Here is a 17,954-nt window from a genome sequence, read left to right on the forward strand (position 1 = left end):
ATGGACATCTCCTATCACAACCATTTTGCCCGCAATCTCGGCCGCGACATGGAATACAAGCGCTACGGCCATGCCGGCCGTCCGGTCGTCGTATTCCCGACCTCGCAGGGGCGGTTCTACCAGTTCGAGGATTCCGGCGGGGTGGGAGCACTGGCCGAGTTCATCGACACCGGACGCATCCAGCTGTTCACGGTCGACGGCATCGATTCGGAATCCTTCTTCGCCAAGCATGTCGACGCCGCGCACCGCATTGTCCGGCACGAGGCCTATTTCCGCTATCTGCGCGAGGAGGCGCTGCCGGAGTTCCTCGCCACGGCCTCGGCAGCCAATGGCGGGCGCAAGCTGAAGCCGCTGTTTTCGGGCTGTTCGATGGGCGGCTACCATTCCTCGAATTTCGTCTTCCGTTTTCCCGAACTCGCCAGCGGCGTCATCTCGCTGTCGGGCGTCTATTCGGCCCGCGACTTCTTCGGCAAAGCGCTCGACGGCGACATCTTCTACAACTCGCCGCTCGACTATCTGCCCGGCATCGTCGATCCGAAACTGCTGGCCCGGCTGAAGGCGCTCAGGCTGATCTTCTGCTGCGGGCAAGGTGCCTGGGAAGAACGCATGCTGGTTGAGACGCGCCAGCTGGAACAGATCCTGCGCGACAAATCCATTCCCGCCTGGGTCGATTATTGGGGCGGCGACGTCAGTCATGACTGGCCATGGTGGCATAAGCAGCTGGTCTATTTCTTCGGCCGCTGGCTGGATGACGACCTGATGCACCGGTTGGATTAAGGTGCATTGATATTCAGGTGATGCCGGTCTGCAAACGAAGGTTTCCTGCGCTTCCGGTGCTCACGTACTTCGACCTGATGCACCGGTTGGATTGATGGCTACACCCGAACCTATCCGCCGTTTCGTCGAAGCCACCAATGCCGGCGACACGGAAGCCTTTCTTGGCACATTCACCGACGACGCGTTGCTGAGCGACTGGGGACGATCTTTTCAGGGCCGCGAACAGATCGCGCGCTGGAACCAGTCGGACAATATCGGGGTGAAATCCCATCTGCGCATCGTCAGCATCACACCAGCGGACGGCACCTATCGCGTCCGCATCGCTGTCACCGGAGACGGCTTCAACGGCGAGGGCGACATGACCTTCACGTTGGATGACGATCGCATAGTGAGCCTTGTCATCACCTGACATCCGCTCATTTCGTGCATGTCGTTTTCCCAAAACCGCGGCACACTTTCGGCGACATGCACTGAGCTACCCTTCCTGGCCCGCCGGCACAGGCACGGCCTCACGTTCCGCCGCCGATCCGCGACGCAGGCCGAGGAAGACGACAAGGGCGGTGACGACGGTGATCATGGCCAGCACGATCAGCAGCCTGTCAAACGCCGTCTCGTAGGCCTGGACCAGGACGGCGGTGCTGGCCATCGGCAGATGTTGCGCGGTTTCGCCGACATTGCCGGTCACCAGCACCTGTGCCGCGGCGGCCGCATCCCTGGAAGACGTTCCCTGAGTGGCGAGTTGTGCGGCGGAGAAGCCTGACAGGGTCGCCATGACGATGGCCAGCGCCACGCCCTCGCAAGCGACGCGGGTGGTGTTGAAGATGCCGACCGCCATGCCGGCGCGCTCCCTCGGCACGACGCTGACGGCGAGCCCGTCCATCAACCCCCAGGGCAAGGCGATGCCGACGCCGATCGACATCAACGGCGCCACCAGGGCGATGGCAACTGGCGGTGTCAGGCTCAGCCAGACGAGGCCGGCCGCGGCGATGAGCAGGCCGGCGCCGCAGATCGTGGCCGGCGCGATTCAGCGCGCCAGCTGGCCGGCAAGCAAAGGCAGGATCAGCAGCGGCCCGGAGAGACAGATCATCAATTGCCCGGCCTTGATCTCGCTCATCCCCTCGATGCCGATGAAACGGATCGGCAAAAGCACGAGCAAGACGACGAAGCCATAGGCGGGTGCCGCCGCCAGGAACTGGACGCCGACGAAGCGGGGAAAGCGAAAAAGGGTGAGATCGAGCATCGGCCGCCGCACGCGCCGCTCGACGACAACGAAGGCGGCGAAGAAGAGGGCCGCTGCTGCCAGAAGCGTGACGACGAGGGGATCGGCCCAACCGCTCTGCGGCGCCTGCAAGACACCATAGGTCAGCGAAGCCAGCGCGACGGTGAAGGTGCCGGCTCCCACCCAGTCGAGCCCAGTCGCATCCGGGTCGCGCGATTCGCCGATGGTGCGCAGGCCGAGGATTGCCGAGGCAACCGCGAGCGCTGCGACCAGAAGAAAGATCGACCGCCAGCCGAATGCGGAGATGAGCAGGCCCGAGGCGATCGGACCGAAGGCGAGGCCGATGCCGAAACTGGTGCCCAGGAAGGAGAAGGCGCGCAGCCGCAGCGGTCCTTCGAACTCCTGGGCAAGTGCCGAGGCGCCGCCGGCGAAGGCTAAGGCACTGCCGAGCCCTTGCGCGGCTCTGAACATGTCGAACCAGACGATGTCGGGCGCCAGCATCGCGCCGAGCGAGGCGAGGACATAGAGGCAGAGGCCGGCGAGGAAAATCCGCTTGCGGCCATGATTGTCGGCCAGCGCTCCTGCCGCCATCAGGCTGGCGCCGAAGGTCAGCATGAAGGCATTCGTCACCCAATTGAGCGCGATCGGGCTGCCGCCGAGATCGGCGGCTATGCGGGAGAGCGCGACAGCCGGACCGGTGAAGGTCAACGGCATCGTCATGGCGGCAAGGCATACCGACAAGAGCACAAGCCATCTCTCGGCCGAGCCGATTGGGGTCTTCAAGGTCATGGATTTTCCTATCTGTAGCAGCATCCGCCGGTGAGCCGCGTGATGGGGCGCCGGTCGCAACGACAAGATAGGTCGGCGGCATTTCCGGAAAAATGGTGTTATATCTCCTGATATACCGGACTGAAACGCTCGAATGGGAAAAATGCGATGGATCGCCTCAACGGCCTCATGGCCTTCGCCCGCACCGCCGAACTCGGCAGTTTCATCGCTGCCGGCCGGGCGCTCGGCATTTCGGCTTCCGCCGTCGGCAAGAGCGTCGCGAGGCTCGAAGAGGAACTCGGCGTACGCCTCCTCCAGCGCAGCACGCGGCGCATCGGCCTGACCGAGGAGGGCAAGCTTTTCAACGAGCGGGTTCGGCGCATCCTCGACGACATCGACGATGCCGAGGCGATGCTGTCGCGGACGAGGGAAACGCCGCACGGGCGGCTTCGCGTCACGACCCCGATCGTCACCTATCATCTGCTGCTGCCGGTGCTGTCGGACTTCATGGCCCGCTATCCGGAGATCGAGCTCGATATCGATTTCAACGATCACATCGTCAATGTCATCGAAGACGGTATCGACGTTGCGATCCGAAACGGCGAGCTGCCGGATTCACGGTTGGTGTCACGGCCGCTTGCGCCCTTTCGGCTGCTTTTGTGCGCTGCCCCTTCCTATCTCGATCGCCACGGCACGCCCGCCGTGCCGGGCGATCTCGCCCAGCATTTCGGCATACGCTTCCGCTTTCCCAACAGCGGCAAGCTGCAGGAGTGGCCGCTCTTTGCCGGCGGCATCGAGCCGCGCTCCATGCTGACCTGCAACAACATGGAGGCGTTGAAAGGTGCGGCGGTGGCTGGCCTCGGTATCGGCTGCATGCCCGATTTCCTGGTGCGGGAGGCGCTACGCGAGGGCACGCTGCGGACTATCCTCGACGATCATATCGACGGCCGGGGCCAGTTCCGGATGCTGTGGCCCTCCAATCGCCATCTCTCGCCCAAGGTGCGGGTCTTCGTCGATTTCCTTCCCGAACGCCTTGCAGTGGGGGCCAGCCAGCGGGCTACGGCCTCGGACCGGCCGCCGGTCACGGTCTTGTGACTCCAGATATGAAGTTAAACTTTGAAGTTTAACTTCATATCTATTACATCACAGCCATGAAAGATCAATTGTCCCCGCAGAACGACCCCGAAGCCGCGCGTGCGCTGGCGCTGGCGGCCGAGCTTCGGGTTGTGGCCGGCAGGCTGATCCGGCGCCTGCGCGAGCAGGCTGATACCGGCGACCTAACCACGTCGCAGAAGTCGGTGCTGCTGCATCTTGAGCGCGAGGGTCCGGCAACGGTCACGACGCTGGCGCGCGCGCAGGATATGCGACCACAATCGATGGGCGCCATTGTTTCAGCGCTACAGGTCGCCGGTCTGGTGGCAGGTGCGCCGGATCCGGCCGATGGCCGCCAGACCCTTCTGTCGCTTACGCCCGCCTGCCGGGACATGATCGCAGCCGGGCGGGCGGCAAGGCAGGATTGGTTGTTCCGCGCCATCCAGACGAACCTTGACAGCCAGGAGCAGGAGCAACTCGCGGGCGCCGTCGAATTGTTGAAACGGCTCGCGGACTCCTGACCAATCGTCCGGCGCCGCTGTCCCGATCATCGGAAGGAAAAACACGTGGCAGTCACTATGCTCGATCCGAAAACGGCACTCGTCGTCATCGACCTGCAGAAAGGCGTCGTCTCCTTGCCCGCTGCCCATCCGATCAGCGACGTCGTGCAGCGGGCCAGCGCGCTCGCCGATGCGTTCCGCGCTCGCGGCTTGCCGGTCGTGCTCGTCAACGTTATCGGCGCACCCCCAGGCCGAACCGAGCAGGCGCCTCGCGTGCGGGAATTTCCCGCCGGTTGGGCTTATCTTGTCCCCGAGTTGAACCAGCAGCCGAGCGACCACATCGTGACCAAACGCACGGTGGACGCCTTCGTCAACACTGATCTCGAAGCCCGGCTGAGGAGTGAGGACGTCACCCAGGTCGTGATCGCCGGCGTCTCCACCAGCATGGGCGTCGAGGCGACGGCGCGTCATGCCCGCGATCTCGGGTTCAACGTCACCCTGGCTGTCGATGCCATGACCGACATGAGCCTCGATGCCCACACCCACAGCATCGCGAATGTCTTCCCGAGGCTGGGCGAAAGCGGCACGACACGGGACATCCTTGATCTCTTGGCGACGAGGAGTGCCTGAAAATGCAATGGATCGACTGTGTGTCCTACCTGTTCGGCGGCGCCGTGCTGACGAACGCCGTGCCGCACTTCGTCAGTGGCGTCATGGGGCGGCCCTTTCAAAGCCCGTTCGCCACACCGCGCGGCCAAGGACATTCCTCCTCGACGGTGAACGTTCTGTGGGGGTTCCTGAACCTGGCGATCGGCTATCTCCTGGTGGTGCGTGTTGGAGATTTCGACCTGCGATCCACGGCCGATGTCGTCGCGGTGGGGCTAGGCACCCTCCTCATGGGCGTGGTGACGGCACGCATGTTCGGCCGCTTCAACGGCGGCAATTCCCCGGCCGACGGATGAGCGGCCCGGCAAAAGGCACGTTTCGTTCACTGGCCAATTTCAACTACCGGATCTGGGCCGGCGGCGCGATCGTCTCCAATGTCGGGACATGGATGCAGCGTACCGCCCAGGACTGGCTGGTGCTGACCCAGTTGACCCACAGCAACGCCACCGCCATGGGCCTTGTGATGGCGCTGCAGTTCGTGCCGCAGGTTCTGCTGCTGCCATGGACCGGATTTGCCGCCGATCACCTCGACCGGCGCAAGCTGCTGCTCGCCACGCAAGGCGTCATGGGTCTGCTTGCGGTCGGCCTCGGCCTGCTTACCGTCTCCGGGCTTGTTCAACTGTGGCATGTCTACGTGTTCGCATTCCTGCTCGGCTGCACAGCCGCGTTCGATGCGCCTGCGCGTCAGACATTCGTCTCTGATCTGGTCGGCGAGGCCGATTTGTCGAACGCTGTGGCGCTGAATTCCACCTCGTTCAATGCGGCGCGGATGATTGGTCCCGCCGTCGCCGGCGCCCTGATCGCTTCCGTCGGCACCGGTTGGGTCTTCCTGATCAATGCCGCCTCGTTTGCCGCCGTCCTTGCCTCACTTGGCTTGCTGCGTGCGACCGAGCTTCACCTGAAAGACAAGCCGCAGAGCAGCCGGGGCAGCCTTGCCGAGGGCTTTGTATATGTGTGGAAGCGCCCCGACCTCAGAGCCATTCTTCTCATGCTGTTCCTGATCGGCACGTTCGGGCTCAACTTTCCGATCTTCATCTCGACCATGTCCGTCTCCGTCTTCCACGCGGGCGCCGGCCAATACGGTCTGCTGACGTCGACCATGGCGATCGGATCGGTCGTCGGTGCGCTGCTGGCGGCACGGCGCGAGCAACCGCGCCTAGCGTTTCTTCTGGCCGGTGCCGCGATCTTCGGCCTTGGCTTCGCGCTGGCTGCGGTGATGCCAAACTACTGGCTGTTCGGCCTCGCGCTTATCGTCATCGGCATCTCGGCGCAGACAGTCACCACCTCGACGATCAGCCTGGTGCAGCTCTCCACCGAGCCCGCGATGCGCGGGCGGGTGATGGCGATCCTGCTTGCCATCGCCCTTGGCGGCACACCTGTCGGCGCGCCGATCGTCGGCTGGGTGGCGGACAGTTTCAGCCCGCGCTGGGCGCTGGGCGTCGGGGCGCTGGCCGGTTTCGCGGCCGCGATCGTTGGCGTGCGCTACCTGGTGAAGTATCGCCGCTTGCGCATGCGCATCGATTGCGGGCGTCTCCACTTCGACCTCGATGATGGCAAAGCCGAGCCAGCAGGCCAGACATCGCCTTCCACGTAAAATATGATTACGTAAGTCAAGTTATTGTGGAAACCCCGGCAGCGCTGTGGCATGTCCGACGATGCGGCTTCGTTTGAACCGCTATCGAAGGAGTTGAGCCATGGATCAGTTGAGTGCGCAAACCCGGATCAGCGATGGGGCGATGCGGTCGGCGATGGACCTGCTGCGCGCCGAACACGGCGAATTCGAGGTCACAACCTGCGCTGCCGATCGATGGGAGCTTCGCCTGCACTACGGGTCGTTGAGCGCCACGCTCGAGCGCGATGCCGTGCTGATCCGCGTCGCGGCGGTCGATGAGACCTGCCTCTCCTACATGAAGATGACAGTCGCCGGCCATGTCGCCCGGCATCTCGGCACGACCAGTGGACTGCGCTGGGAGGGTGACGGCAGCGATGCCGGCACGCCGGTCTTCTTCCGCGAAATCACGGTGATGTCGTCGACGCGGATTTCTCCGCACATGCAGCGCCTGCGCTTTGCCGGCGCCCATCTTGGCCGCTTCATCCATGGCGGCCTGCATATGCGCCTGCTGCTGCCGCCGCGTGACCGGCGGCCGGTCTGGCCCTCCGTGGGCGCCGACGGGCTGCTTGTCTGGCCTTCGGGCGAGGATGCGCTGACCGTGCGGGTCTATACGATCCGGGCGGTGGATGCGGCAGGCGGCTGGCTCGATGTCGATTTCGTGCTGCATCCAGGCCAGGACACGCCTGCCGCCGCCTTCGCGCAGAACGCGCGGGCGGGGGACGTGATCGGAATGATCGGGCCCGGTGGCGGCGAGGCGCCAGTTGCGGAGACCTTGCTTCTGGTTGGCGATGACACGGCGCTGCCCGCCATCGGCAGGATCCTTGAGCATCTGCCGCCGTCGACCCGGGCCGAGGCGCTCATCGAGGTCGATGGTCCTGACGACCGGATCGCGCTGCCGCAAGGCGAGAACATCGACGTCACCTGGCTCTACCGGCACGGCCGCGAGGCCGGCACTGCCGGCCTTCTGCCGGCCGCCTTGCGGGAGCGCAGCCACGCCGCGCTTGTCGACGGCTTCCATGTCTGGGCCGGATGCGAATTCACCGACTTCCGCGAGATCCGCATGATAGTGCGCAAGGAGTGGGGCTTGCCACGCGACAGGCATCTGGTCACCGCCTATTGGCGCCGCGGCGCGCAAGGCGAAAATGGCGGCGGCGAGGGGTAGGGCAATCCACGAGCGTGGATTTGTCCTTGCCGCCTGATGCCACCTCAAAAACGGTAGCGCAGGCTGGCGACCAGCGAGCGACCCTCGTCGCGATAGCAATAGCCGGCCGAGCAGATGGTTTTCTGGTTGTCGAACAGGTTCTTGGCGTTGACCTGCAGCTTGACGCCTTCGAGCTTCGGATTGCGGGTGCCGAAATCATAGGACAGCGACGCGTCGACGAAGGCGCGCGCGCTGTTCCTGAAACTGTTGGCGTCGTCGCCATAGCTCGAGCCGGCAACGCGCACGCCGGTGCCCAGCCCCAGCCCTTCCAGCGTGCCGTTCTCGAACTGGTAGTTGCCCCACAGCGACAGGATGTGATTGGGCGTCGCCGACAGTTCCTTGCCATCGGTTCCTTCCGCACCGCGCTCGATCCTGACGCGCTGATAGGTATAGGAGGCGATAAAACTGAATCCATTGTCGAGCGACGCGCTGGCTTCCAGTTCGAGACCGCGCGAATTGAGATCGAGCTGACGCTGCTTGTTGACATTGGTCGAGGCGTCCAAGACGACGCCATCCTTCTGGCCGATGTCGAACAGGGCGGCGCTGACAGTCGCGTTGTGTCCGGGAATCTCATATTTGACGCCGATCTCCTTCTGCCTGGCGATGGTCGGTCGGGCGACGCGGCCGACAGCGCTGGTCACGTCATCATAGACGAAGCCGATGTTGGGCGAGAACGAGGTCGAATAGTTGACGTATGGGATGATGCCCCATTCGGTCCGGTAGGACAGGCCAAGCCGGCCGGAAAAGGCGCTGTCCTTCTGCTTCGACTGGCTGAAGTCGGCTGATGTGGAGGTGGTGTCGACCCAGTCGTAGCGGCCGCTGGTGAACAGGGTGAAGTCGTTCCACTCCATCTGGTCGTGCAGGTAGACGCCGAGCTGGTTCATCTGCTGCCCGCCGGAGTGGGGAACCGGTATCGCCTTGATGTCGTCGACCGAGACATAGGACAGGCCGCTGGCGGCATCATAGTCGGACCAGGCATAGTCGATGCCGCCGACGGCGGTGTGCTTGACCGGGCCGGTGTCGAACTCCAACTGCGCCATGTTGTCGACGACGAAGTTCTTCATGGTCTCGGTGTAGTGGCCCCAGTAGTGTTCCAGCGGCTGGCCGGCACCCGGCAAATAATGGCCGCTGTATTCGATGTCGCTGTCGACGGCGTTGTAGCGCAGGTTCTGGCGCACCGTCAGCACATCGTTGAAACGGTGCTCGAACTCATAGCCGATGCGGCCCTGGCTCTGGGTGAAATCGTTCCAGGCCGGATCGCCCTCATAGATGTTGGACAGCACGCCGTAGCCTGAATTGTAGAAGGCGGCGGTGCCGCCGGTGACGGATTTCGAATATTCGCCGAGGATGGTGAACCTGGTATCCTCGTCCGGCTTGAAGGTGACAGCCGGCGCCAAATAAAGCTTGTCGTCGGGATAGGCCGGCAGATCGGTATCGCTCAGGCGGCCAAGACTGGTGAAGCGATAGAGGATGCTGCCGTCGTCATTCACCGGTCCCGAAGCGTCAAGGGCCGCCTGAAACCGGTTGTGCTCGCCGGCGAGCAGTTCGATCTCGTGGAACGGCTCATCCTTGGGGCGTTTGGTGACGACGTTGACGATGCCGCCGGGGCCGCTGACGCCGTAGAGCGAGGATGCCGGTCCCTTCAGGATTGTGACGCCCTCAATGCCGTAGAGCTCGGTCTTGAACCAGGCGGAGGGCCCGTTGTACTGGCGCAGCCCGTCGCGAAACATGCCGTTGTAGAAGGCCGGAAAACCGCGCAGGAAGAAGGCGTCATAGCGGGTGTCGAAGCCGAAACTGTTGGGATTGGCGCTGGCCGTGTAGCCGAGCGCTTCGTCCAGCGTACGTGGCTTCTGGTCCTCGAGCTGCTTTTGCGTCACCACCGAAATGGCCTGTGGGATTTTGGCGATCGGCGTGTCTGTCTTGGTGCCGATGCGATCCTTCTTGGCGACGTAGCCATCCTGCACCAGGATATCGTTGCTCTGTGCGGTCACCTCGATCTTGCCGAGGACAGGGGCCTCGCCATCGTCCTGTGCATAGACCGTGCCGGGTTGGCAAAGCATCGCAGCGCCGCCCAGCAAGAACAGTCCTGGGCGCCATGTCGTCGGCCGTGCTCGCATCAACTCGTCTCCACTGTCTCATGCAGGATTGCGCTCTCGCGCTCTCAAATATGAGTGTGTGAGTCAAGTATTTTTTTAAGGCTGTGTCCAGCTTCCGGATGCTGTCGCACAGCGGCGACGCTGGTTCGGATCCGGCCGGTCAAATTATGAGGTCGGGGGGAGCGGTGGTGCCCTGGTCAGCCAGCCTTGCCGTCGGCCAACCCAAAGCCGCCGACAGGGTGGGTTTCCACCTGAAACTCGAAGCCGGCGATGAACGGTCGCGCCTTGGCGATCGCCGCCTGGACTTCTGGAAGCTGCAGCGAGGCCTTGTGGCTCTCGGCGTCGGTCCACACCTCGGTGACCCAGATTGCATCGGCATCGGCCGGATCGGTGGCGACGATATAGCTGAGGCAGCCGGGCAGGGCGCCGGTGCTGGCGCGCAGGACGTCCATGACAGCGTCGCGCTGGCCGCGCGCCGCCCGCATCTTGCCGATCAGTCCGTACATTCGTTTGTCTCCCTTGAGGTTTTCGACAAGAATATGCAGATCGCCAGTATGCAGGTCGCCGCTCAAGGCATCAACTGGCCGCCATTCACCTCGATCACTTGTCCGGTGATGTAGCCGCTCAGCAGGTCCGACGAGAGGAACAGATAGGCGCCGACGCAGTCTTCAGCGGTGCCGGCGCGTCCCTGGGGAATGGTGGCGACCATGCCTTTCATCTGTTCGTCGGTCGAATAGCGCTGGTGGAACGGGGTGAGAATCGTGCCGGGCGCCACGGCGTTGACGCGGATGCCGAAGCTGATCAGTTCCTTGGCCATGCCGCGTGTCACATTGGACACGAAGGCCTTGGCCGAACCGTAGAGGCCGGCGCCGCCGCCCGCACCGTTGCGCGCGGCGATCGAGGAGGTGTTGACGATGAAGCCGCCCTGCTTCTTCAGCCACGGGATCGCCTTGCGCGAAGCGGTCAGCACCGAGCGCGCATTGAGGTCCATCACCGCGTCATAATGGGCCTCGGTCTGCTCGGCATAAGGTATGCGGCCAAGCATGCCGCCGGCATTGTTGACCAGCCCATCGAGACGGCCGAATTTCTCGGCGCTCTCCTGGACGACACGCTCGACATCGGCGGGAAGCGAAAAATCACCCTGGACGAGGTACGCCTCGCCGCCTTTGTCGGCAATTGTCCTGGCCAACTTCTCTGCGGCGTCGCGGCTCGAATTGTAATGCACTGCCACCTGGCATTTCTGCTCTGCATAGGCGAGCGCAAGCGCCGCACCGATGCCGGTCGATGCCCCGGTGACCAGCACCGCCTTGCCGGCGAGATCGGGGATGGTAAGCGCGGTCGTGAGTGGCACTGCTGGTCCTCCGGAGCATTCAACGGGACCAGCCGTTCCTGGCCCTGTGGCCGAGACTGTGCACTATGGCCTGAGATAGGCATAGCCCTGGCTTTGCAGTTCCGCGAGCTTGACGACGCCGCCCTTGTCGGCGGCATGGAAGCCGTCGAGCAGGTCGGCGGGCGAAATGTCCATGCCATGCATGGTGTTGGCGCAGGCTTGCGGTTCGAGCCCCTGCCGCACCAGGCCGGCGAAGCGGCCGGAGACCGCGGCCGATATGCCCTTCGACTTGAAGGCGGCCAAGGCCGGGCCATGCACGACGAGCACGATGTCGACATTGCCGACTGTGCCCTCATAGTGGTTGTTGATGTTGCCGAGCACGAAATTGACCTTGTCGAGATCGCTTAGGTGGTAGGCGACCTTCAGCCGTGCGGGTTCGGTGGCCGCTGCCTGCACCGCCCGCAGGCCAAGAAGCGTTCCGGCCCCGGCAAGGACCGCGCGGAACATGTCGCGCCGGCGCATGGCATCCTCCTCAGGTTTCACCGCGATTTGCGTGGCTCAGACGGGAATACTAGAGCATGATGCCGAAAAGTGTGAAGTGGTTTTCGCGGACAAACGGAAACCGTTTGTCCAGGCATCATGCTCTATCTCTTTGATTTAGAGGCGGATTCAGATTTCAGGTCGATTCGACCTGAAATCATCCGACTCTAGCATAAATTGACGTTGCGTCCTGTCGATGCGGGGAGAGGTCACATGGCGTTCGGGGCAAGGGAATGGAAGTCAGTTGCCGGCGCCGGATTTGGCGTTGTGCTGCTTGGTTTGCTGACAGGCACTGCCGTGGCCGACGAAAGGCCCAAACTCACCGAACTCAGCCCGAACGGCGCCGACGCCTGTTTCGGCCGCGTCTATGACGCTGGCGACCTCAAGGCCCACCCGAAGCAGAAGGTGGCGCGGATCTTCTTCTACTATGGCCATGACCCGGTCAGCAGGCCGAACGAGGAACCGACCGCGAATTCCGACACGTCATACAATGGCTTCGTCACCACCACGGTGCGCGGCGCCAAGGCGCCGCAATGGGCCGGCGGCTGGTGCAATCACGAGTCCGAGGATGGCAAATCAGGCCCGATCCGTTGCGGCATGGATTGCGACCGCACGCTGGCGTCGCTGAAGCTCGACGACAAGGGCCGGCTGCTGCTGTCCGACCTGTCGCCCGATATCTATCTCGATGCCGGATCGGAAGAGGAACTCGGCACGGCGGAATACGACAGGCAGGCGCTTGGCTCGGAAGACGACAATTTCCGCCTCGACGCGATGCCGGCCGCGACCTGCAAGGCGGAGTTCGCGCGCATCGATCCGATCGATCCGGCGCTCGGGGCACCGCTGCGCGAACGGCTGAAGCCCGACCAGGCGTTCTGCTACGGCCGGGACTATGACGCGTCGCATTTGGCATCGCATCCCAACCAGCTGACGCAGTCGATCCGGGTTTTCCGGGGCCCGGTGGAACTGGCATCCTTCGCCTCGGGCGGGGACGCTGCCAACTGGCCCGACGGCGCCGATATAGCGGTTTCGGTCACCACGCGGCAGAAGTCGGGCAAGGTCACGCAGACCTATTCCTGCCAGGGCGAGGCCGACCAGTGGCGTTGCGCCGCGAATTCCAAGCTGAGCGATTTCTCCTGCGACATCGCGCAGAAGGAAATCTTCCTCAAGCGAGGCGCCAACGGCACGATGGTGCTGGCCAATCCCAACAGCAGCCTGGCGATCGTCGATCTCTGCTCGAAGGCGGCCGACGGCAAGACGAAATCGGACGACAAGGTCTACCGGCTGGAGCCGATGCCGCAATCAGCCTGCGCGCCGTAAACTTAGGCTTGGTGGAGAGCTAATGGATAAGGCAAAGGTGTTCTGGTCAGGTCGATCGCAGGCTGTGCGCCTGCCCAAGGAGTATCGTTTCGAAGCAGGCGAGGTATCAATCCGCCGCCAAGGCCGAACCGTCATCCTTGAGCCGCTGGCGCAGGATTGGGACTGGCTCGACCGTCTGGTTGGGCCGCTTGACGATGATTTTGTCGAGGCGGTCTTAGAAAGGCGGTAGCGACGAGTTCATCGGCACAGAAGTTTCGCGGTAGCCTGTCGCCTCGTCATGCTATGGCGGAGCAAGGAGCGAAGCGAGGCGGCGTAGACCATAGGATCCTGTGTGACATCCGAGCGCTGCTGAGGTGCAGAATTTTCCACCGCTGCATACTTCGTCCCAGGTCGCGGCATGGATCCTCGGGTCTCAGCGACGGAGCTTCGCTCCTGCTCCGCCCGTGGATGACGAAGTCGAGAGTCTTCGGCTAATTTTCCAAGGTCGTGACGGCGAACCACATCACGCGAAAGGCACAGCCGTCGTGCCTTTCGGCAGCTTGGCCTCGTCGTCGGGCTCGACATGGATGGTGACGCGCACCGAGGGGATTTCGGCTTTCAACGCGTCCTCGATGCGGTCGCAGATGACATGGCTGGCGCCGACAGACATGTCGGCGTCGACGACCAGATGGAACTCGATGAAGGTGGCGCGGCCGGCGATGCGGGTCTTGAGATCATGCACCTCCAGCGCGCCCTTGCAGTTGGCCGAGATGATGTCACGGATGCGCATGTTTTCTTGCGTATCGACGGCGCGATCCATCAGGTCGTTCATGGACGAGCCGATGACATGCCAGCCCTGCCACAGGATGTTGAGCGCGACGATGACGGCGAGCGCCGGATCGAGGATCTGCCAGCCGGTCAGGATCGCCCCGACCAGGCCGCCGAACACGCCGACCGAGGTGACCACGTCGGTCATGATGTGATTGCCGTCGGCGACCAGCGCCGGTGACTTTTCGGCCCTGCCGGCGCGGATCAGCGTCCAGGCCCAGAAGGCATTGATCAGGGTGGCGACGCCGTTGATGGCAAGGCCTTCCCAGGGCTGTTCGAGCGGCGCCGGCGTCTGCCAGGAGCGCCAGACTTCGTTGAGGATCAAAAGCGCTGCCAGCACGATCAGCACGCCTTCGAGCACCGCGGAGAAGTATTCCGCCTTGTGATGGCCGAACGGGTGATCCTGGTCGGCAGGCTTGTAGCTGACCTGGATCGCCCAGAGGGCGGCGGCCGAGGCAATGACGTTGACGATCGATTCCAGCGCATCTGAATAGAGCGCGACGGAGCCGGTGATGTACCAGGCGGCGGCTTTGAGCGCGAGCACGACAAAGGCGACCACGATCGACCAGAAGGCAAGGTTCGCAACCTTGCGCTTCGCGGCCGCCTTGGCCGCGATCGCCATCCTGTTCTCGGCTTCGGCCATCGAGGTCAGGCCGCCTTTTCCTTGGCCTTGCGCGGCAGGTGGGCGACGATGTTCTCGATGATGCGCATGCCGGCATTGTGGCCGAGCGTCATGATCGATTCCGGGTGGAACTGCACCGCGGCGATCGGCTCCTTGCGGTGCTCGAAGGCCATGATGACACCGTCCTCGGTCTCGGCCGTGACGACGAAATCGTCAGGCAGGCGAACCGGATCGGCGAAGATCGAGTGATAGCGGCCGACGGTGACTTCCTTGGGCAGGCCGGAGAAGATGATGCCGGGCTTGGAGACGCGGATGCGCGACGGCTTGCCGTGCATGGGAATATGCAGCTGGCGCAACTCCCCGCCATAGGCTTCCGCCAGCGCCTGCAGGCCAAGGCAGACGCCGAAGATCGGCAACTCGCGGGCGCGGGCTCGTCTGATGGTGGCGGCGCAATCGAAATCCTTCGGTGTGCCGGGGCCGGGCGACAGCACGACAAGGTCGGGCTTCAGCCGGTCGAAGACTTCTTCAGGCACCGGCGTGCGCACGGTCGAGACATTGGCGCCGGTCTGGCGGAAGTAGTTGGCGAGCGTGTGGACGAAACTGTCCTCGTGGTCGACCAGCAGGATGTTGACGCCGTCGCCCACGCGCGCGGTGGTCCGCTCGGTGCTGGCGGAATTGCCCATCTTGGCGTCGCGGATGGCGGAGAGCATGGCGGATGCCTTCAATTCGGTTTCGGCTTCTTCTTCCTCGGGAATGCTGTCGAAAAGCAGCGTGGCGCCAGCGCGCACCTCGGCGATGCCGTCCTTGATGCGGATGGTGCGCAGCGTCAGGCCGGTGTTCATGTCGCCGTTGAAATTAACCATGCCGATCGCGCCGCCATACCAGGCGCGCGGGCTCTTCTCGTTCTGCTCGATGAAGCGCATGGCCCACAGTTTCGGCGCGCCGGTGACGGTGACCGCCCAGGCGTGCGAGAGAAACGCGTCGAAGGCATCCATGCCTTCGCGCAGCCGGCCTTCGATATGGTCCACGGTATGGATCAGGCGCGAATACATCTCGATCTGGCGGCGGCCGATGACGCGCACCGAACCCGGCTCGCAAACCCGCGACTTGTCGTTGCGGTCGACGTCCGAGCACATTGTGAGCTCGGACTCGTCCTTCTTCGAATTCAGCAGCTTGAGGATCTGCTCGCTATCCGAAATGGCGTCGTCACCGCGCTTGATGGTGCCGGAGATCGGGCAGGTCTCGACGCGGCGGCCGTTGACACGCACGAACATTTCCGGCGAGGCGCCGATCAGGTATTCACCTTCGCCGAGGTTGATGAAAAAGGAATAGGGCGAGGGGTTGATCGACTTCAGCTTGCGCGAAATCTCGGAGGGCTGCGTCTCGCATCGCTCATAGAACATCTGGCCTGGCACGACTTCGAACAGGTCGCCGCGCTTGAACGAGTCCATCGCCTTGCGCACCAGGTTGGCGTATTCGCCCGGCTCATGGTCGCCGCGCGGCGGGATGCGGTCGGCGGTCTTGAACGGCTCGGCGATTTCATCGCGCGGCAGGCCTTCGGTCGAGAACCCGTCGCCCGCATAGTCGTAGCGGTCGGTCCAAGCCTTGGCCGAATAGTGATCGACCACCAGGATCTCGTCGGGCAGGAACAGCACAAGGTCGCGCTGGCTCTCTCTGCGCTCGAGCTTGTAATCAACCGGATCGAACTGGAAGGCAAGGTCGTAGCCAAACGCGCCGTAGAGGCCGAGATTGGCGTCTTCCGCGGTTTTGAACAAGGCGGTGATGGCGCGAAGGACCGTAAACACCGAGGGAACGCGGCTGCGTTCCTCCTCGGTGAAGACACGACCGGGTTTTGCGATGTCGAGGCGGATCAGTTTCTTCGATGCCTCGGCGATGGTGATGTCGGCCAGGCCGCCAATCGTCTTGCCGATGACCGGCAACAGTGCCTCGCCGCGGCCGTTCAGCGCCTCGATACGCATGGCGCGGCCGCGTGCGGAGATCACCAAAGGCGGATCGATGATGGCGGTGTCCCAGCGCGTATAGCGGCCGGGATACTCGTAATTCGAGGAAAACACGGCACCCCGCCGCGAATTCAGCCCGTCGACGTAAGCGTCGATCGCGCCGGCATAGGGGCGATCGTGGCGTTCGCGGGTGATGGTGATGCCACCCGCGGTCACGAAGCTTTCAGCGCCGTTTTCCAGAACCTTCATCGTCATTGCCGTCTCCATCAGCTTGTTGGGGCAACGGACCCGGGACTGGCTTTGGAAAAACAAATGGCCGCCCGGACATTCCGTTGCGGCCACCCTCTCTTTCACGCACGCGCGTTCGAACAGGCCGCTGTCAGCAGGCCCACCACCAAATGGTCTTGGTCGAACGCATGTTCATGGCGAAATCCATAGCGGCGAAAAACCAGATACGCAACTGATTTGAAAAGTCTGTTCGGTGGCCGCCGCTTCTCAGGCTCATGGCACATCGCCACCGCCGGTGGTCCTGCCTAAACTGCGCGTCCAACATCGAGAAGACGGGATAGACATCAATGACCCAGCAGATCGAGCGCGCGCGGACGTTTCATTCCCTCCACGTCAAGGGCAACCCGATCGTCCTCTACAACGCCTGGGACCCGGGCTCGGCCAAGATCGTCGAGAAAGCCGGCGCCAAGGCGATCGCCACCGGAAGCTGGCCGGTCGCGGCCGCCTTCGGCTACGCCGATGGCGAGAAAATCCCGCTGGAGCTGGCGCTAGACAACATCAGGCGCATCGTGGCCGCGGTCGACCTGCCGGTGACCATGGACCTCGAGGGCGGCTACGGCGTCGAGCCTGAAACCGTCGCCGAAACGGTGACGCGCGCCTTGCAGTCCGGCGCCATCGGCTTCAATTTCGAGGACCAGATCGTCGGCGGCACCGGCCTGCACGATATCGCCGTGCAGGTGAAGCGGGTCGAAGCCGCTGCAGCGGCCGTCAAGGCCTCCGGCATCCCGGCCTTCCTCAACGCCCGCACCGATATTTTCCTCAAGGCCAAGCCCGATGCGCATGACAAGGCGCTGCTCGACCAGGCGATCGAGCGGGCACAGGCCTATCAAAAGGCCGGAGCAAGCGGCTTCTTCGCGCCGGGCCTTGGCGATGAGGGGCTGATCGAGGCGCTGTGCAAAGCCACGGCGCTGCCGGTCAACATCATAGCGCTGGCGCATGTGCCGCCCCGCCAGCGGCTGGCCGAACTCGGCGTCGCCCGCATCAGCCACGGCCCGGTGCCATACCGGCAGATGGCGGAATGGCTGGAAGCGAAAGCGCGGCAGGCGATCTCGGGTTAGACTGAAGCCTCCCCGACGTCATCCACGGGCGGAGCAGGAGCGAAGCTCCGTCGCGGAGACCCGAGGATCCATGCCGCGACCTGGCCGGAGGTGCAGCGGA

At 63.6% G+C, this 17,954-nt stretch carries 17 protein-coding genes and 1 pseudogene; 11 read left to right on the forward strand and 7 right to left on the reverse strand.

Translation table 11 applies throughout. The features are described from left to right. Together JT360_RS14080 and JT360_RS14085 are read left to right on the forward strand one after the other, a co-directional pair. Window positions 1–777 carry an esterase family protein gene (locus tag JT360_RS14080; protein WP_214472228.1) on the forward strand — a complete coding sequence of 259 codons (777 nt, stop codon included), beginning with the start codon at window positions 1–3 and terminating at the stop codon, window positions 775–777. Between the two features lie 94 nt (window positions 778–871). Then, window positions 872–1,186 (forward strand): nuclear transport factor 2 family protein, encoded by a 315-nt coding sequence (locus tag JT360_RS14085; RefSeq protein WP_214472230.1) that lies wholly within the window; start codon window positions 872–874, stop codon window positions 1,184–1,186. Between the two features lie 66 nt (window positions 1,187–1,252). Here JT360_RS14085 and JT360_RS14090 read toward each other — a convergent pair. Further along, window positions 1,253–2,785: pseudogene (locus JT360_RS14090) on the reverse strand (MFS transporter). A 147-nt stretch (window positions 2,786–2,932) separates the two neighbouring features. Between JT360_RS14090 and JT360_RS14095 the strand changes: the two are divergent. The 6 genes from JT360_RS14095 (at window position 2,933) to JT360_RS14120 (ending at window position 7,796) form a co-directional block, all read left to right on the forward strand. Next, window positions 2,933–3,859, forward strand: a complete 927-nt coding sequence (locus tag JT360_RS14095) for a LysR family transcriptional regulator (protein WP_214472232.1) — start codon at window positions 2,933–2,935, stop codon at window positions 3,857–3,859. Between the two features lie 56 nt (window positions 3,860–3,915). Further along, window positions 3,916–4,377 (forward strand): MarR family winged helix-turn-helix transcriptional regulator, encoded by a 462-nt coding sequence (locus JT360_RS14100; RefSeq protein ID WP_214472234.1) that lies wholly within the window; start codon window positions 3,916–3,918, stop codon window positions 4,375–4,377. A 45-nt stretch (window positions 4,378–4,422) separates the two neighbouring features. Further along, the gene (locus tag JT360_RS14105; RefSeq protein ID WP_214472235.1) at window positions 4,423–4,986 is read left to right on the forward strand and encodes a cysteine hydrolase family protein; all 564 of its coding nucleotides are present in this window, start codon (window positions 4,423–4,425) and stop codon (window positions 4,984–4,986) included. Between the two features lie 2 nt (window positions 4,987–4,988). Then, window positions 4,989–5,318 (forward strand): hypothetical protein, encoded by a 330-nt coding sequence (locus tag JT360_RS14110; RefSeq protein ID WP_214472237.1) that lies wholly within the window; start codon window positions 4,989–4,991, stop codon window positions 5,316–5,318. Further along, complete coding sequence (locus tag JT360_RS14115; RefSeq protein WP_214472239.1) at window positions 5,315–6,616, forward strand: MFS transporter; 1,302 nt, start codon at window positions 5,315–5,317, stop codon at window positions 6,614–6,616. Before JT360_RS14110 ends, JT360_RS14115 begins: the two co-directional genes overlap by 4 nt. Window positions 6,617–6,716: 100 nt before the next feature. Continuing rightward, window positions 6,717–7,796, forward strand: coding sequence for a siderophore-interacting protein (locus tag JT360_RS14120; RefSeq protein ID WP_214472241.1), 1,080 nt, complete (start codon window positions 6,717–6,719; stop codon window positions 7,794–7,796). Between the two features lie 44 nt (window positions 7,797–7,840). Here JT360_RS14120 and JT360_RS14125 read toward each other — a convergent pair whose 3' ends face one another. The 4 genes from JT360_RS14125 to JT360_RS14140 form a co-directional block, all read right to left on the reverse strand. Further along, on the reverse strand, window positions 7,841–9,952 hold the full coding sequence (locus JT360_RS14125) for a TonB-dependent siderophore receptor (RefSeq protein ID WP_214472243.1): 2,112 nt from the start codon (window positions 9,950–9,952) through the stop codon (window positions 7,841–7,843). A 176-nt stretch (window positions 9,953–10,128) separates the two neighbouring features. Then, window positions 10,129–10,437, reverse strand: coding sequence for a putative quinol monooxygenase (locus JT360_RS14130; protein ID WP_214472245.1), 309 nt, complete (start codon window positions 10,435–10,437; stop codon window positions 10,129–10,131). 62 nt (window positions 10,438–10,499) lie between these two features. After that, window positions 10,500–11,282 carry an SDR family NAD(P)-dependent oxidoreductase gene (locus JT360_RS14135; protein WP_214472247.1) on the reverse strand — a complete coding sequence of 261 codons (783 nt, stop codon included), beginning with the start codon at window positions 11,280–11,282 and terminating at the stop codon, window positions 10,500–10,502. Between the two features lie 63 nt (window positions 11,283–11,345). Continuing rightward, a complete protein-coding gene (locus tag JT360_RS14140; RefSeq protein WP_214472248.1) occupies window positions 11,346–11,783 on the reverse strand; it encodes a DsrE family protein in 438 nt (145 codons plus the stop codon). Between the two features lie 231 nt (window positions 11,784–12,014). On the opposite strand from JT360_RS14140, the gene JT360_RS14145 reads away from it, so the two are divergent. Continuing rightward, window positions 12,015–13,118, forward strand: coding sequence for a hypothetical protein (locus tag JT360_RS14145; protein ID WP_214472250.1), 1,104 nt, complete (start codon window positions 12,015–12,017; stop codon window positions 13,116–13,118). A gap of 22 nt (window positions 13,119–13,140) precedes the next feature. Beyond that, window positions 13,141–13,347 (forward strand): antitoxin, encoded by a 207-nt coding sequence (locus JT360_RS14150; protein WP_214472252.1) that lies wholly within the window; start codon window positions 13,141–13,143, stop codon window positions 13,345–13,347. A 273-nt stretch (window positions 13,348–13,620) separates the two neighbouring features. Here JT360_RS14150 and JT360_RS14155 read toward each other — a convergent pair whose 3' ends face one another. Both JT360_RS14155 and JT360_RS14160 read right to left on the reverse strand, forming a co-directional pair. Then, window positions 13,621–14,568, reverse strand: a complete 948-nt coding sequence (locus JT360_RS14155; RefSeq protein WP_284731709.1) for a cation diffusion facilitator family transporter — start codon at window positions 14,566–14,568, stop codon at window positions 13,621–13,623. 5 nt (window positions 14,569–14,573) lie between these two features. After that, a complete protein-coding gene (locus tag JT360_RS14160) occupies window positions 14,574–16,763 on the reverse strand; it encodes an anthranilate synthase (RefSeq protein WP_214472254.1) in 2,190 nt (729 codons plus the stop codon). Between the two features lie 320 nt (window positions 16,764–17,083). On the opposite strand from JT360_RS14160, the gene JT360_RS14165 reads away from it, so the two are divergent. After that, a complete protein-coding gene (locus tag JT360_RS14165; protein WP_214472256.1) occupies window positions 17,084–17,854 on the forward strand; it encodes an isocitrate lyase/PEP mutase family protein in 771 nt (256 codons plus the stop codon). The last annotated feature ends 100 nt before the right edge of the window (window positions 17,855–17,954 follow it).

The organism is Mesorhizobium sp. dw_380, from assembly GCF_018588885.1.
Lineage (GTDB): Bacteria > Pseudomonadota > Alphaproteobacteria > Rhizobiales > Rhizobiaceae > Mesorhizobium.